This is a genomic window from Sneathiella litorea (assembly GCF_009882915.1).
Lineage (GTDB): Bacteria > Pseudomonadota > Alphaproteobacteria > Sneathiellales > Sneathiellaceae > Sneathiella > Sneathiella litorea.
The window spans coordinates 963,133-979,062 of record NZ_WTUW01000002.1 but is presented as its reverse complement, the minus strand read 5'-3'; the positions used below and the strand labels follow the sequence as shown (position 1 = coordinate 979,062).

Below are 15,930 nucleotides of genomic sequence, written 5' to 3'. Positions count from 1 at the left end.
AGTCCCCGGGGCTGCCTTTTTTTTCGGCCAAGTGTCGGGCACCTGACAATAGCTTGAAAAACAGGTTAATATGTTCATCTATTGTAGGGTGAAGATTAACCTTTCAGGAACTGGTTTTATACGAATGAAGAGATATTCCCGCACAGCTATTTTCAGTATTTTTCTGGTATCATGTTTTGTGGTGGGCCGACCGGTCGTGGCGAAGGATGTGGTTCCAACCAGCCAATCACAGATGATGCTGTCTTTTGCGCCCCTTGTGAAAAAAGCGGTGCCGGCGGTTGTTAATATTTTCACGAAGACCCGTGTTATCCAGACCCGGCCAAGCCTGTTTGATGATCCTTTTTTTAAACGGTTTTTTGGCGGAAATTTTGGTCCGCAGCGGCAACGACAGAAAATACAGAATTCACTGGGTTCCGGCGTTTTGGTGGATGGGGACGGGGTCATCGTCACCAATTACCACGTCGTCAATGGTGCGGATGAAATTACGGTTGCCCTGTCAGACCGGCGTGAGTTTGATGCGCGGCTGATTGTTGCCGATGAACGAACGGACCTCGCCATTCTGAAGATAGATGTGGAAGGGGAGAGGCTACCCTATCTGGAGTTTGCCGATTCGGATGCACTTGAGATCGGCGACCTTGTCATTGCAATAGGCAATCCCTTTGGTGTCGGCCAGACGGTAACCAGCGGCATTATTTCTGCGCTTGATCGCAGCGCCGGCGTGGCGAATGATATTCAGTCCTTCATTCAAACGGATGCGGCAATTAATCCCGGAAATTCAGGCGGCGCTCTCCTGACGATGAAGGGGGAAATCGCCGGTATCAACTCTGCAATTTTCAGTAAAAGTGGCGGTTCACTTGGTATTGGGTTTGCGATACCTGCAAATCTGGTGAAAGCGGTTCTTACAAACGGGTTGGCAACGGGTAAGGTCGTGCGTCCCTGGCTCGGCGCGACCGGTCAGGAAATTACCGGGGACGTTGCGGATGGACTTGGCCTTGAAAGGCCGGGGGGAGTCCTGATCAATCGCGTACATTCTTTTGGTGCGGCCTATCAGGCTGGTCTTCGTGTTGGCGACGTCATTGTCTCTATTGATGATAAGGAGATTCTGGGGCCGGAAACGCTTACTTTCCGTGTCGCGTCGAGCATGATTGGTGAGACAGCTCGCCTCGGTGTTTATCGGGACGGAGAACGTATATCACTTGAAATGAAGCTGCAGGCGGCACCTGAAAGCCCTGCCCGCAGTATTGAGACGCTAACCGGGCGACATCCCTTATCGGGAGCCGTAGTTGGAAACCTGTCGCCTGCCTATGCGTTGGAGCTGGGCCTTTCTGCTTTTTCCGAAGGAGTTGTTGTGGCCGGCACAATGAAGGGCAGCGTTGCTGAACGTTACGGACTGCGGCAACGGGATATATTGTTCCGGGTCAATGGCCAAAAAATAACGAATGTCGCGCAAGCTAAAGAAGTCCTTGAGTCGGCAGAGGGAAGCTGGCAGATCGCGATCCGTCGGAATGGGCGAACATTGTCTTTCAAGGTCAGTCTATGACCAGCCTGTTTGATACCGGCCTTCCCGATACCGGCGCCGATAGGCCGCTTGCTGATCGGTTGCGACCTTCCCGTCTGGATGAGGTCGTGGGGCAGGATCATCTGCTGAAAAAGGATGCGCCGCTTAAACGGATGCTGGATGCGGGCTGGCTCGCCTCCATAATTTTCTGGGGGCCGCCGGGATCGGGCAAGACGACCATCGCGAGACTTCTTGCCAAGGAAGTGGACATGCATTTCGAGCAGATTTCCGCCGTCTTTTCCGGTGTGGCGGATTTGCGAAAAGCATTTGACGCCGCGAAAATGCGTCGCCAGGACGGCAAAAGAACCCTTCTTTTTGTTGATGAGATCCATCGCTTTAACCGCTCGCAACAGGATGGTTTCCTGCCCTTTGTGGAGGATGGCACAATTACCCTGGTCGGTGCGACGACAGAGAATCCCTCGTTTGAACTGAACGGCGCTCTGCTCTCACGCTGTCAGGTGCTGGTCCTCAACCGTCATGACGAAACCTCACTCCGGGTCCTGATGGACCGGGCGGAAGAGTTGGAAGCCAGGCCCATTCCGCTTGATGACGCGGCGAAAGCAGCGCTGCTGCAGCTTGCCGATGGGGACGGACGCTTCTTTCTGAATATGGTGGAGGCGGTCTTTCATTCGGGGGAGGAATTGCTAGACCCCGAGGCTTTGTCGCAGGTGATCTCCAAACGCGCGCCAGCCTACGATAAGGATCGCGACGGACATTACAACCTGATCAGCGCGCTTCATAAGTCGCTGCGAGGGTCGGATGTGGATGCGGCGCTTTACTGGTACTCCCGCATGATGGACGGGGGAGAGGACCCGCTCTATATTGCGCGGCGCTTGGTTCGTTTCGCAGTCGAGGATATTGGCATGGCGGACCCCAACGCGCTGTTGCAGGCCAATGCCGCGAAAGATGCCTATCAGTTTCTTGGTTCCCCGGAGGGTGATCTCGCCATTGCGCAGTCGGTCATCTATCTCGCCACCGCCCCGAAGTCGAATGCCGCCTACGGTGCCTTTAAACAGGCAAAGAAGGCGGCGCGCAAGCATGGCTCACACATGCCGCCCAAGCATATCCTCAATGCCCCGACGGGCATGATGAAGGATTTGGGTTATGGCGCGGGTTATGCCTATGATCATGACGCAGAAGACGGATTTTCGGGACAGAGTTATTTTCCCGATGAAATGAAGCGCGAGCAGTATTATTCTCCGGTTGAGCGCGGGTTTGAGCGTGATATAAAGAAACGCCTTGAATATTGGGCGCGGTTGAGGGCGGAGAGACAGGGCGGAAAGTCGGACAAATGAATATGTTCCTATCAGTCGCAATGGGCGGTGCGCTTGGCGCCTGCGCGCGTTATGGTGTGGCTCAGGTGATGCTGCGGCAGTTGGGCCCGGGCTATCCTTACGGAACCTTGTTCGTGAATATTGTCGGTTCCTTCCTGATAGGGGTGTTGATCGAGATAATCGCGTTGCGTTGGTCCCCCTCGCCGGAACTGCGGGTTTTTCTGGTAACGGGATTCCTGGGCGGCTTTACAACTTTTTCTGCATTTTCTCTGGATGTTGCCTTGATGGTGCAAAAGGGAGAGACAGTGTCGGCGGCGAGTTATGTCCTGATGTCCGTCCTGCTTTCGGTTGCAGGGCTTTTCGCAGGGCTGCATTTAATAAAGGCGATAATTTAATGAGTCGGGTACAGCATCTCATAGTCAGTGAAGACGAGGCGGACCAGCGGCTTGATCGATGGTTCAAGGCGCATTTTCCGGGCATGACCCATGGTCAGCTTGAAAAGCATCTCAGGAAAGGCGATATCCGCGTTGACAAGAAAAGGTCAAAAGCCAATGACCGCTTGGAGGCAGGACAGACCGTTCGGGTTCCCCCACTGCCGGATGATATCTATAAACCGGCGCAGGCAGGTGGTGCCCGCCCGCATGAGGTGGAAAAACTCTCCGATCGGGATATTGCCGACATTCGCAAAATGGTCCTTCATATGGATGATGCGGTAATCGTCCTCAACAAACCGGCGGGTTTGCCGGTTCAGGGAGGTAGCGGCCAGAAACGCCATATTGACGGCCTGCTTGAAGGGCTCCGGTTCGACTATCCGGAAAAACCGCGCCTTGTGCATAGGCTGGACAAGGATACATCTGGCGTTCTGGTGCTGGGCCGGACACGACTGGCGGCAAAGCATTTGGCAGAAGCCTTCAAACGCCGCACAACACGAAAGATATACTGGGCGTTGCTCTCCGGTGTTCCGAAGCCACGCGAAGGAACGATTAGCTATAACCTTGCCAAGATCGTTACATCGAATGGCGAAAAGGTGGTTGTCGATCGAGAAGGGCAGAAGGCAATCACAGACTATTCTGTTATTGAAGTAGCGGCGCAGAAAACCTGCTGGGTTGCGTTTAAACCATTGACGGGCCGTACTCATCAACTTCGTGTCCATGCGACGGCGCTTGGCACGCCTATTGTGGGTGATGGAAAATATGGCGGCCCAGAAGCTTTTCTAGATGGCATCGTCAGCAAAAAGATGCATCTGCATGCGCGGGAGATAACGATTTCCCATCCCGAAGGCAATGATCTTACGGTATCCGCCCCGCTTGATAGTCATATGGCAGAAAGCTGGAAACTGTTCGGATTTCAGGAAAATGACTATGAAGATCCGTTTCTAGATTTGGACCTCTGACGTTGCAAGCGCAGGAAAATACCGCTTTTGGCTTGACTAATGACTTCTAATCGCTAGATTTTCACGCATGATGATTTCTAACCGACTATTGAGCCTACGACTTATTGGCCCGGCACTCTGAAACTGGTGCCGGGGCGAAAGCTGTCCTATTCTCAAAATTGTCGGATAAACGAATGAATGTAACGAAGACCACCGGGTCGTCCATCTCTGAAAAATTAAACGGTTTACGGCAGGAAGAGCTACTTGGCTCCTCCGGGGGGCTCTCTCGACTTCCTGGCGGTCGTACGGGTACGCGCGGCGCCCGGCGACCGTATGCAGGCTGCATTAAACCGAACTTATAAGAAACAAGGGACGCGCGGCGTCCAAGCGAGACAAGAGGATTTTGAAATGACTTTCACACCCGGCGAAAAATACCAGGCCTTCACGCCGATTGACATACCGGACCGACAGTGGCCAACAAAGGTCATCGATAAGGCCCCCATCTGGTGCAGCGTTGATTTGCGCGACGGGAACCAAGCGCTGATCGAGCCGATGGGGCATGAACGCAAGTTGCGCATGTTCCGCCATCTGGTGGAACTTGGCTTCAAGGAGATCGAGGTAGGCTTCCCCTCCGCCTCCCAGACGGACTTTGATTTCGTCCGTTTCCTGATCGAGGAAGGGGAGATCCCCGATGACGTGAAAATCCAGGTTCTGACCCAATCCCGTGAGGAATTGATCCGCCGCACATTCGAGAGCATCAAGGGAGCGAAACAAGCGATTGTGCATCTGTACAACTCCACGTCCACCCTGCAGCGCCGGGTGGTGTTCGATCTCGATAAGGCAGGGATCAAGCAGATCGCGATCGAGGGGGCGACACTCGTCCGTCAGCTTGCCGATGAAATGCCGGAAACCCATATCCAGATGGAATATTCACCGGAAAGCTTTACCCAGACGGAACTCGATTATGCTTGCGAAGTCTGTGCGGCGGTCATGGAAATCTGGAAACCAACGACTGAAAACAAGATCATCATCAACCTGCCGGCCACGGTCGAGGTCGCGAGCGCCAATATCTATGCCGACCAGATTGAATGGATGCATCGCAACCTGCCCGATCGGGACAAGATACTGTTAAGCTTGCATCCGCATAATGACCGGGGCACCGGTGTTGCCGCCGCCGAGTTTGGCATCATGGCGGGCGCTGACCGGGTGGAAGGGACCCTGTTCGGTAACGGCGAACGCACGGGTAATGTCGATGTGGTGAATATCGCCATGAACATGTATACCCAAGGTGTTGATCCAAAACTGGACTTCAGCGACATCAACGAAGTTGTCCGCACGGTTGAGTATTGTAACCAGCTGCCGGTGCATCCGCGCCATCCCTATGGCGGTGATCTGGTTTTCACGGCCTTCTCGGGCTCGCATCAGGATGCGATCAAGAAGGGCTTCGGGGCGATGAAGCAGTCAAACGATCCTCTCTGGGCCATTCCTTATCTGCCGATTGACCCGGCGGATCTCGGCCGCAACTATGATGCGGTAATCCGGGTCAACAGCCAGTCCGGCAAGGGCGGGGTCGCCTACCTGCTGGAGGAAGACTACGGCATAGAGCTGCCGCGGCTTTTGCAGGTGGAATTCAGCAAGGTCGTACAGGGCGTTACCGACAAGACCGGTAAGGAGCTGTCCTCGGCGACAATTTACGAGATTTTTGAAAATGAATATCTCAACGCCAAGGGAGACATCGAGTTTGTCGATCATCAGACAACGGTGGATACTCATGCATCAGAGCGGCGCAAACTGATCGCGACAATCCGCGAGAAGGGCAGCGAACGAAAGGTTGAAGGCGTCGGCACCGGGCCGATCGATGCTTATATGGCTGCCCTAAAGGAGACTTACGGATTTGATCTCAAGGTCAATGACTATCGGGAGCATACCACCGGGTTCGGCTCGGACGCGGTGGCGGTTGCCTATGTCGAGATGCGCGATGACAAGGGCGAGCCGATTTTTGGTGTTGGTCGGCATGCGAATATTGTAACGGCCTCTCTCAAGGCGATTACAAGCGCGGTTAACCGCTCTAAAACTCAGTAAATAAACAAGGGCCGGAGAAACTCTTCGGCCCTTTTTCATGTAGTAGGTTTGAATGACAGACACGTCTGATATTCTCGTGGTCTTTGATTGCGATGGTACGCTGGTCGACAGCGCGCATAATGTCCTTGCCTGTATGAGGTTGGCGTTTGAAGATGCGGGGCTTCCTGCCCCGACAGATCTTGCCATTCGCCGGTCCATCGGCCTAAACCCGGATGCGGCAGTAAGGTCACTTGCCGCGGAACCGCTGGATGACCCAATACTTGAACAGATTGTCAGCGGCTACAAACAGGCCTTTTTTCATCGGCGGCTTCAGGCGGATTATCACGAACCATTATTCGACGGTGTGCGGGAGGTTCTCGACCATTTCGCGGGCCGGAATATCGCCATGGCAATGGCAACTGGAAAATCCCTGCGTGGCGTCAATATAGTGATCGAAAAGCATAGCTTGCATGGATATTTTGGTTCATTGCAAACCCCGGATCACAATCCCGGCAAACCGCATCCGCAAATGCTGGAAAAGGCAATGCTGGCAGCAGGAACCTTGCCCGAGCGTACATTCATGATTGGGGATACCAGCTTCGATATGATGCTCGCGAAAAATGCCGGATGCCGGGGGATCGGTGTGACATGGGGTTATCATGATGACTCCGATCTGCTGGAGAGCGGGGCGGAAAAGCTGATCAACCGATTTGAGGATTTAGTGGGAATCATCGAGGCGGACTAGCATAACCCTAAAAAGACAAGTCTGATCTTGCTTTTTCTCGCGTAATCTCTATAAACCAAACGACTGTTAGGTTGACGGCGCGAATACGGACGGGAATGAAACGCTTTTACAAAAAAGTAACGGCAGAAGAAGAGGGCGGAGCCTATTCCGTTCTGCTCGATGGGCGGGTGATCAAGACACCAGCGAAAGCGCCTTTGCGCTTGCCGACCTACGCGCTTGCGAACGCCATTGCTGAAGAGTGGGACGCTCAGGAAGCGGAAATCGATCCTTCATCCATGCCTCTTATGCAGGCGGCCGCAACGGCCATTGACCGAGTCATGACGCAGCGCGAAAAAGTGATCGAGGAAATCTCGAACTTTGGCGGCACTGACCTCGTCTGTTATCGTGCAACATACCCGCAAAGTCTGGTGGAACGGCAAAAAGCGGCCTGGGATCCGATGCTGGACTGGGTCAAGGCACGCCATAACGTTTCATTGAAAACCTGCCACGGCATCATGCATATACAGCAGCCGGAGGACGATCTGGCGCGGATGCGGGGTGTCGTCGCGGCACAAAATGATATGACGCTTGCCCCACTTCATAATATAACTTCTTTGTGTGGCTCTCTGGTGATTGCGCTGGCAGTGCTGGATGGACATATCACGGCAGAGGAAGCCTTCGAGATCAGTGAGCTTGACGAAACCCATGTGATGGAGTTCTGGGGAGCGGATGCGGAAGCTGTTAACCGACGAAATAAAAATAAGGAAAGCCTAGCCGCGAGCGTGCGCTTTCTACAATTAAGCGGCATTATTACCTGAGGAGTGGACATGCAGGACATCATTCAACAGCTTGAAGAGAAGCGGGCCAGAGCGCGGCTCGGCGGCGGTCAGAAGCGGATCGACTCGCAACACAGCAAGGGAAAGCTCACCGCGCGTGAACGGATCAGCCTGCTCCTTGATGAGGGCTCGTTCGAGGAATGGGACATGTTCGTCGAGCATCGCTGCGTCGATTTCGGCATGGAGGAGGAAACGATCATTGGTGATGGCGTCATCACCGGCCATGGGACGATCAACGGCAAGCTGGTGTTTGTGTTCAGTCAGGACTTTACAGTCTTTGGCGGTTCCCTCTCCGAATATCATGCCAAGAAAATCTGCAAGATCATGGACAAGGCCGTTCAGGTTGGCGCCCCGGTTATCGGACTCAATGATTCTGGCGGCGCGCGCATTCAGGAAGGTATAGACAGCCTTGCGGGCTATGCCGAGGTGTTCCAGCGCAATGTAATGGCCTCCGGTGTTGTGCCGCAAATTTCTGTTATTATGGGTCCTTGTGCGGGCGGTGCAGTGTATTCCCCGGCGATGACAGACTTTATCTTCATGGTCCGCGACAGCTCTTACATGTTCGTGACGGGCCCGGATGTGGTGAAGACCGTCACCAACGAGACAGTGACGGCAGAGGAACTCGGCGGCGCGGGTACGCATACCAGCAAGTCATCCGTTGCGGACAACGCCTATGATAACGACATGGAAGTCCTGACGGAAGTTCGCCGCCTCGTCGATTTCCTCCCCTCCAGCAACCTGGAATCCTCGCCTGTCCGGGACAGCTTCGATGATCCGGATCGCAAGGAAAAATCGCTCAATACGCTGGTCCCCGCCAATCCGAACAAGCCCTATGACATGATGGAGCTTGTGGAGAAGCTGGTCGATGAGGGAGACTTTTTCGAAATCCAACCAAACTTCGCGAAGAACATCATCACCGGTTTTGGCCGGATGGAGGGGCAGACCGTTGGTATCGTTGCAAACCAGCCGATGGTTCTGGCTGGCTGTCTGGATATCGACAGCTCGAAGAAGGCGGCGCGGTTTGTGCGTTTTTGTGACTGCTTCAATATCCCGATCGTGACCCTTGTCGATGTTCCCGGCTTCCTGCCCGGCACGTCGCAGGAATATGGCGGTATCATCAAGCATGGCGCGAAGCTGCTCTATGCCTATGCGGAGGCAACGGTACCGAAAGTCACCGTGATTACGCGAAAAGCCTATGGCGGAGCGTATGATGTGATGGCGTCCAAACACTTGCGCGGGGATGTCAATTATGCCTGGCCGTCGGCGGAAATCGCCGTGATGGGCTCGAAAGGCGCGGTGGAGATCATCTTCCGTTCTGAAATTGGGGATGAGGAGAAAATCCAGAAGCGTACCGATGAATATCAGGCCCGCTTCGCCAATCCGTTCGTCGCCGGTCATCGCGGCTTTATCGATGATGTGATCATGCCTAACAACACCCGGCACCGTGTCGCTACATCGCTGCGCATGCTGAAGAACAAACAACTGGAAAATCCGTGGAAAAAACACGGCAATATTCCGCTATAGGGTCGAAGGTAGAGGGAAAGAAAAATGTTTAAAAAGATCCTGATAGCCAACCGTGGCGAAATCGCCTGTCGTGTTATCCGCTCCGCTCGCGCTATGGGCATTAAAACCGTTGCCGTCTATTCCGATGCGGATGATGGTGCAGTGCATATGCAGATGGCCGATGAGGCCGTTCATATTGGCCCGGCAGCCGCCGCCGAGAGTTATCTCGTCATCGAGAAGATCATTAATGCCTGTAAGGAAACCGGCGCGGAGGCCGTGCATCCGGGTTATGGCTTCTTGTCTGAGAACCAGGCATTTGCCGATGCTCTGGATGCGGCGGGAATTGCGTTTATCGGCCCTGGCAAAAAAGCAATTGCCTCTATGGGCGATAAGATTGCTTCTAAAAAACTGGCGCTTGAGGCTGGTGTGAACACGGTACCGGGTCATATGGACCTGATCGAGGATGCGGATCATGCCGTCAAGATTTCGAAGGAAATTGGCTACCCTGTCATGATCAAGGCCTCCGCCGGTGGCGGTGGGAAGGGCATGCGCATTGCCCATGATGACGCGGAGGCGCGTGAAGGCTTTCAGTCCGCCAAGAATGAAGCGATCAGCAGCTTTGGCGATGACCGCATTTTCATCGAGAAGTTCGTTGTCGATCCGCGCCATATCGAGATTCAGGTGCTGGCCGACAAGCATGGCAGTTGCCTTTATCTGGGGGAGCGTGAATGTTCAGTCCAGCGACGGCACCAGAAGGTAATTGAGGAGGCACCGAGCCCCTTCGTTGACGAAAAGCTTCGTAAAGCGATGGGCGAACAGGCGGTCGCGTTGGCAAAGGTCGTCGACTATCACTCCGCCGGCACGGTCGAGTTCATTGTTGGCAGTGACAAGAGCTTCTATTTCCTTGAAATGAATACCCGTCTGCAGGTGGAGCATCCGGTGACGGAGTTGATCACCGGAATCGACCTTGTCGAGCAGATGATCCGCGTTGCCTATGGCGAGAAGCTTGCCATGACACAGAAGGACATCAAGCTCACTGGCTGGGCGCTGGAAAGCCGACTCTATGCCGAAGACCCTTACCGGGGCTTCCTGCCCTCCATTGGCCGCCTGAGCCGCTACAAGGTGCCGAAAGGGGACAACGTCCGGGTAGATACCGGGGTCACGGAAGGCTCCGAAATTACCATGTTCTACGACCCGATGATTGCCAAGCTTGTTACCTACGGCAAGGATCGTGATGAGGCGATTGAGGAGATGGGCCGCGCACTCGATGCTTATGAGGTGAGCGGTATTGCCCACAACATCAACTTCCTGAATGCGGTTTGCAACCATCCACGCTTCAAGGCGGGCAACCTTACCACCGGTTTTATTGCCGAGGAATATCCGGAAGGTTTCCATGGTGCGCCGCTGAGCGATGAAACCTATGAGAAGCTTGTCGCCGTTGCAGCCCTTGTTCATCTGCGGTCCGTCAGCCGGTCGCTGAAGGATGTGGTCGCGAAGACTGCTGAAAAATGGGTCGTCAGTGAGGGTAAGGAGAAGTCGGTCGAGATTTCCGTTGAGGATGCAAAAGGTGGTATCGATGTCCATATTGGTGATCGCGTTATCGCCGTACGCTCAAAATGGGTGCCGGGCAAACGCCGCGTTAAGGCCAAGGTCAATGGCCTCAAGATGATTGCTCAGCTGGCGTTATTCCGGGGGGGCGTCCGTCTTACCCATGGCGGGGCGGAAGTTAATCTGGCTGTGCAGACGCCAAACGCGGCATCGCTCGCGGAGATTATGCCGATCAAGGTCGCGCCGGATATGTCGAAATTCCTTCTCTGCCCGATGCCGGGGATGGTTGTCTCCGTCAATGTCAATGAAGGCGATGAAGTGAAGGCCGGTCAGGCGCTCGCTGTGGTCGAGGCCATGAAGATGGAGAATATCCTTCGTGCCGAACAGGACGGCGTTGTCTCGGCCGTGAAGGCAGGGGCAGGGGATGTTCTGGCGGTGGACGACGTTATCCTGGAATTTGAGTGATGGGGATGGCATAGACCTCCACCGTATCCTTCTTTCCTTTGACGGTCAGGGAAATGGGCTTCGCGCCCGAATAATCACCGGCAATTCCGGATAGCGTTCTTGTGCTGACAAGAAGCTGTCCGGGGCCTGCTGCGGCCTGAATTCGTGCGGCCGTGTTGACAGGATCGCCAAGGGCGGTGAAATCTACAAACTCTTCATTGCCGACATTCCCGACATAGGCGGTTCCGGAGTCTATCCCGATGCCAACGGGAAGCCACGGGCCATCCTTTGAGCCATTACCAAGGGCGCGCAGCAATGATATCGCGGAGTCAATTGCCACTTTCCTGAAATCCGGGCCGGCAAAGCCCGGCACGAAAAAGGCCATGACTTCATCGCCGATCAGCTTGTCGACCGTTGCATCACGGCGGATAAGAATCTCAGTCGCGGTGTTGTAGAAACGATTTAAAGTATTCGCAAATTTCTCCGGACCGAGCCGTTCGGCAAGTTCGGTTGAGCCGCGGACATCGGCAAACAGAATGGCGGTCTCGACCTCCGCGCCACCTGGCGGCATTTTTTCACAGCACAGGCTGCAAAGACGGGGGTTCTTTTTCGAAGGGGACAGACCGATGGTTCGGCAAAAGAAGCCGCCGACTCCACCAAACGGATTGTTGCATCCCTTGCAGCGCGGTGGGCCGGGAAGGAGCCTCATGGCCCGGTTCCAGTATTTCTTCCCAAGATGTCCGTCGCACAGTACTTTCCGCCATCTTTCGGTTTGCAGGTCGATTTGCAGGTCATCTGACATTTCGGTGCGCCTTGCTGACGCAATCAGTATATCAGAAAAAACTAATTAAGTCACGAGGGGCATTCCAAGAACCGCCTGAGCGGCCGGCATTTAACTTGATAAAGAACCGAGCGCTCCGTCTTTCAGAAACACGCGCTTGAAGGCGGCCTTCAGCTCCATATCAAACTCCGGCATGCTTACTGGTATCCCTAGATCGACGAGGGAGGTTACCCCGTGCTCGGCAATACCGCAGGGGACAATCCCCTCATAATGGCTGAGGTCGGGGTCAACGTTGATTGAGATGCCGTGAAAACTCACCCAGCGGCGCACCCTGACCCCGATGGCGGCGATCTTGTCTTCGCGAAATCCCCGGTCGACCCAGACGCCGACCCGCTCGCAGCGTTTCTCGCCCTTGATCTGATATTGCGAGAGCACATCGATTACCCAGTCTTCTAGATCCTGCACATAGGCGCGGATATCCGCATTGCGCTTTTTAAGATCCAGCATAACATAGGCGATACGCTGTCCGGGGCCATGATAGGTGTATTGTCCCCCGCGGCCGGCGTTATGAACCGGGAATCGGTTCGGCTCTTTCAGATCGGCGATGTTTGCGCTGGTGCCTGCGGTGTATAGGGGAGGGTGCTCCAGCAGCCAGACAAGCTCCCGTGCTGTCCCATCCCGAATGGCGGCAACCCGTGCCTCCATCGCGGCAAGTGCCTTCTCATAGGGGATCGGGTCGTCCGAGATTTTCCATTCGATTTCCTGCATGATGGCTATATAGCAGTTTCCGGAAAAACAGCAATATTTCCCGTGCTTCGCGCAATCTTAATATCCTGTTAACCCTGATCAATGATAATGGCATCACTTCGGATTAAAGGAACGTAAGGGCATGAGCGACGAAGACAAAGCGATAGAAGGCGTAGATGTGGAAATCTCAGTTGTTCTGGGAAAAGCCGTCATGCCAGTTCATCAGCTCCTGAAAATGGGGCGCGGCGCCGTAATCGAGCTTGATGCCGGCGCTGACGACGACGCTGTTGTCCTTGCTAACAACAAACCGATCGCTTATGGCGGCATTATAATTGTCGACGATAATATCGGTATTTCGATCACGGATAGCATCAAGAAAAATCTTCCGGAATTTTAATTCATCGAATTTTCAATTCAGTTGTTGCTAAGGGGGAAAACATTTGCTATTTCCCTCCTCCATTGTGCGGTCGTGGCGGAATTGGTAGACGCGCAGCGTTGAGGTCGCTGTCCGGTAACACGGGTGGAAGTTCGAGTCTTCTCGACCGCACCATTTATCTCTCCCCTGTTTTTTTGGGGCTTGAGAAAATTTCCACAACATTTTCATGAAACTTTCCCCAACTGCGTTATGATAGCGTGGTAAAGGGATGTTCGCGTGTTTCCTTAAAATATTGACGCCACTAAAGTATTTGTGGTGGCGTTGGATATTCCTATCGGTTAAACGCAAACATCGGTTTATTCGGGAGAACAGGAAAGTATGGCGAAAGATATTTCTAAGAAGGCAATGGACTATCACCGGCTACCAAGACCGGGAAAACTGACCGTTATGCCAACCAAGCCAATGGATACCCAGACTGATCTTGCTCTCGCTTATTCACCGGGCGTCGCGCATCCTTGTCTCGCAATTGCTGATGACCCCGTACAGGCCGCCGAATTAACTGCACGCGGCAATCTTGTCGGTGTCGTAACCAATGGCACGGCCGTTCTTGGGCTTGGGGCAATCGGCCCGCTTGCCTCCAAGCCGGTGATGGAGGGGAAGGCGGTCCTGTTCAAGAAATTTGCCGGTATCGATGTGTTTGACATCGAACTCGCGGAGTTGGACCCTGAAAAGCTCGTTGACATTATTGTTGCCATGGAGCCAACCTTCGGCGGCATTAATCTTGAGGATATAAAGGCGCCGGAATGCTTTGTGGTCGAAAAGCTTTGCCGGGAGCGCATGAATATCCCCGTCTTTCATGATGACCAGCATGGCACAGCGATCTGTGTCGCCGCTGCCGTATACAATGCCCTGCGCGTTGTGGAGAAGGATATCGCAGAGGTCAAGCTGACGGCCTGCGGAGCAGGGGCGGCGGCGCTTGCCTGTCTTAACCTACTTGTCAGTCTGGGCCTGCCTCTGGAGAATATTACTGTCTGTGATATTCATGGCGTCGTTTATGAGGGACGCACAGTCGAGATGGATCCGTATAAATCTGTCTTTGCGGTGGATACGAACAAGCGTACACTGGCCGATGCCATGCATGGCGCAGATATTTTCCTTGGTTGTTCCGGTCCGGGTGCGCTGAAGCCTGAAATGGTGGCGACGATGGCGGACAAGCCAATCATTCTTGCGCTTGCCAACCCTACGCCGGAAATCCTGCCCGAAGATGCCAAGGCCGTCCGCCCGGATGCCATTATTGCCACCGGTCGCTCGGACTATCCGAACCAGGTTAATAACGTTGTGTGTTTTCCTTATCTTTTTCGGGGCGCCCTCGATGTGGGTGCAACGGAAATCAATGAGGAGATGAAAATTGCGGCGGTCAAGGCCATTGCAGATCTCGCCATGGCGGAACAATCCGACATCGTTTCCAAGGCATATGGGGGAACGCAGGCATGTTTCGGTCCTGACTACCTGATCCCGACACCTTTCGATCCCCGCCTTTACCTGGAAGTATCCTTTGCGGTCGCCAAGGCGGCAATGGAAAGCGGCGTGGCCACTCGCCCTATGGAGGATTTGGAGAAGTACCACCAGCATCTCTCGCATTTTGTTTATCGTACGGGCTTTGTCATGAAGCCACTGTTTGATCGCGCGCGCCAGGAAATGATGCGCGTCGCCTATTCGGAAGGGGAGGACGAGCGCGTCCTGCAGGCCGTGCAGACGGTTGTCGATGAGGGGCTGGCGTCTCCGATTTTAATTGGACGCCGTAAGGTAATTGACTACCGGCTTGAGAAGCTCGGCCTTCGCATCAAGCCCGGAGTTGATTTCGAGATTGTTGATCCGGAAGATGATCCGCGCTACCGCGAGTACTGGCAAGCCTACCACAAGCTGAGAGAGCGGTATGGCGTTGATGTCGAGACTGCTAAAGCCCGCATTCGCACAAACACCACCATCATCGGTGCAATGATGGTCCATCTTGGACATTCAGATGCCATGATCTGCGGCACCTACGGCAAGTATGAGCAGCATTACCGCAGGGTGTCCGACATTATTCCTTTTCGTGATGGGGTACGTGATGCCTCCGCGCTGCATCTGCTAATCATGCCTGACCGTACGCTCTTTTTCACAGATACCCAGATCAGTCATGAGCAGACGCCAGAGGAACTGGCGGAACTGGCAATCCTCTCGGCGGACGAGGTGCGGCGGTTCGGAATTGAACCCAAGGCAGCTCTCTTGTCCTATTCCAACTTCGGTTCAACGGACATGCCCTCGGCCCGCCATGCACGTAAAGCTTTGAAGATTATTGAGAAACTGGCGCCAGAACTCGAAATTGAGGGGGAGATGAAGGCGGATACGGCCCTCATTCCCTCAATCCGGGAGGCGATTTTTCCCAACTCCCGGCTTCAGGGGTCGGCTAATTTGCTGATTATGCCCAACCTGGATGCGGCAAACATCAGCTATAATCTTGCGAAAAGCATCGGGCAGGGAATTGCCGTTGGCCCGATCCTTATTGGAATGTCGAAATCTGTGCATGTTACTGCGGCGTCTATAACGGTGCGGGGACTTGTTAATATGACGGCCATTGCCGCTGTCGATGCGCAGGATCACAAGGCTGGCAAGATGATGCCAGGGCCGATCGCGAGAAGAGAACGTTTAATAGATGAAGGGTGA

The 15,930-nt window shown here is 54.1% G+C and carries 13 protein-coding genes and 1 tRNA gene; 12 read left to right on the top strand and 2 right to left on the bottom strand.

The window, feature by feature from the left end; all coding sequences use genetic code 11:
• Positions 1-124 precede the first annotated feature (124 nt).
• From GQE98_RS11065 to GQE98_RS11025, 9 genes are all read left to right on the top strand, one after another.
• Positions 125-1,540, top strand: a complete 1,416-nt coding sequence (locus GQE98_RS11065) for a DegQ family serine endoprotease (protein WP_161315697.1) — start codon at positions 125-127, stop codon at positions 1,538-1,540.
• Positions 1,537-2,853, top strand: coding sequence for a replication-associated recombination protein A (locus GQE98_RS11060; protein ID WP_161315696.1), 1,317 nt, complete (start codon positions 1,537-1,539; stop codon positions 2,851-2,853). The genes GQE98_RS11065 and GQE98_RS11060 overlap by 4 nt, the downstream gene beginning before the upstream one ends.
• A complete protein-coding gene (gene crcB, locus GQE98_RS11055) occupies positions 2,850-3,227 on the top strand; it encodes a fluoride efflux transporter CrcB (protein ID WP_161315695.1) in 378 nt (125 codons plus the stop codon). The genes GQE98_RS11060 and crcB overlap by 4 nt, the downstream gene beginning before the upstream one ends.
• Positions 3,227-4,225 (top strand): RluA family pseudouridine synthase, encoded by a 999-nt coding sequence (locus GQE98_RS11050; protein WP_161315694.1) that lies wholly within the window; start codon positions 3,227-3,229, stop codon positions 4,223-4,225. The genes crcB and GQE98_RS11050 overlap by 1 nt, the downstream gene beginning before the upstream one ends.
• Before the next feature lie 387 nt (positions 4,226-4,612).
• Positions 4,613-6,286: a 2-isopropylmalate synthase gene (gene leuA, locus GQE98_RS11045; RefSeq protein WP_161315693.1), complete on the top strand. Its 1,674-nt coding sequence runs from the start codon at positions 4,613-4,615 to the stop codon at positions 6,284-6,286.
• 52 nt (positions 6,287-6,338) lie between these two features.
• Positions 6,339-7,010, top strand: coding sequence for an HAD-IA family hydrolase (locus tag GQE98_RS11040; RefSeq protein WP_161315692.1), 672 nt, complete (start codon positions 6,339-6,341; stop codon positions 7,008-7,010).
• A 95-nt stretch (positions 7,011-7,105) separates the two neighbouring features.
• Entirely contained in the window at positions 7,106-7,807 is a 702-nt protein-coding gene (locus GQE98_RS11035) for an ATP12 family chaperone protein (RefSeq protein ID WP_161315691.1), read from the top strand.
• Positions 7,808-7,816: 9 nt separating this feature from the next.
• Positions 7,817-9,349: an acyl-CoA carboxylase subunit beta gene (locus GQE98_RS11030; RefSeq protein ID WP_161315690.1), complete on the top strand. Its 1,533-nt coding sequence runs from the start codon at positions 7,817-7,819 to the stop codon at positions 9,347-9,349.
• Between the two features lie 24 nt (positions 9,350-9,373).
• Positions 9,374-11,341 carry an acetyl-CoA carboxylase biotin carboxylase subunit gene (locus GQE98_RS11025; RefSeq protein WP_161315689.1) on the top strand — a complete coding sequence of 656 codons (1,968 nt, stop codon included), beginning with the start codon at positions 9,374-9,376 and terminating at the stop codon, positions 11,339-11,341.
• On the opposite strand, the gene GQE98_RS11020 is transcribed toward GQE98_RS11025, so the two are convergent.
• A complete protein-coding gene (locus tag GQE98_RS11020; RefSeq protein ID WP_161315688.1) occupies positions 11,322-12,122 on the bottom strand; it encodes an adenylate/guanylate cyclase domain-containing protein in 801 nt (266 codons plus the stop codon). The two genes, GQE98_RS11025 and GQE98_RS11020, sit on opposite strands and share 20 nt — an antisense overlap.
• Positions 12,123-12,212: 90 nt before the next feature.
• Positions 12,213-12,869 carry a lipoyl(octanoyl) transferase LipB gene (gene lipB, locus GQE98_RS11015; protein ID WP_161315687.1) on the bottom strand — a complete coding sequence of 219 codons (657 nt, stop codon included), beginning with the start codon at positions 12,867-12,869 and terminating at the stop codon, positions 12,213-12,215.
• Positions 12,870-12,990: 121 nt separating this feature from the next.
• On the opposite strand from lipB, the gene GQE98_RS11010 reads away from it, so the two are divergent.
• The 3 genes from GQE98_RS11010 (at position 12,991) to GQE98_RS11000 (ending at position 15,930) form a co-directional block, all read left to right on the top strand.
• Positions 12,991-13,245: a FliM/FliN family flagellar motor switch protein gene (locus GQE98_RS11010; protein ID WP_161315686.1), complete on the top strand. Its 255-nt coding sequence runs from the start codon at positions 12,991-12,993 to the stop codon at positions 13,243-13,245.
• Positions 13,246-13,311: 66 nt separating this feature from the next.
• A tRNA-Leu gene (locus GQE98_RS11005) sits at positions 13,312-13,398 on the top strand.
• A 204-nt stretch (positions 13,399-13,602) separates the two neighbouring features.
• Positions 13,603-15,930, top strand: a complete 2,328-nt coding sequence (locus GQE98_RS11000; protein ID WP_161315685.1) for an NADP-dependent malic enzyme — start codon at positions 13,603-13,605, stop codon at positions 15,928-15,930.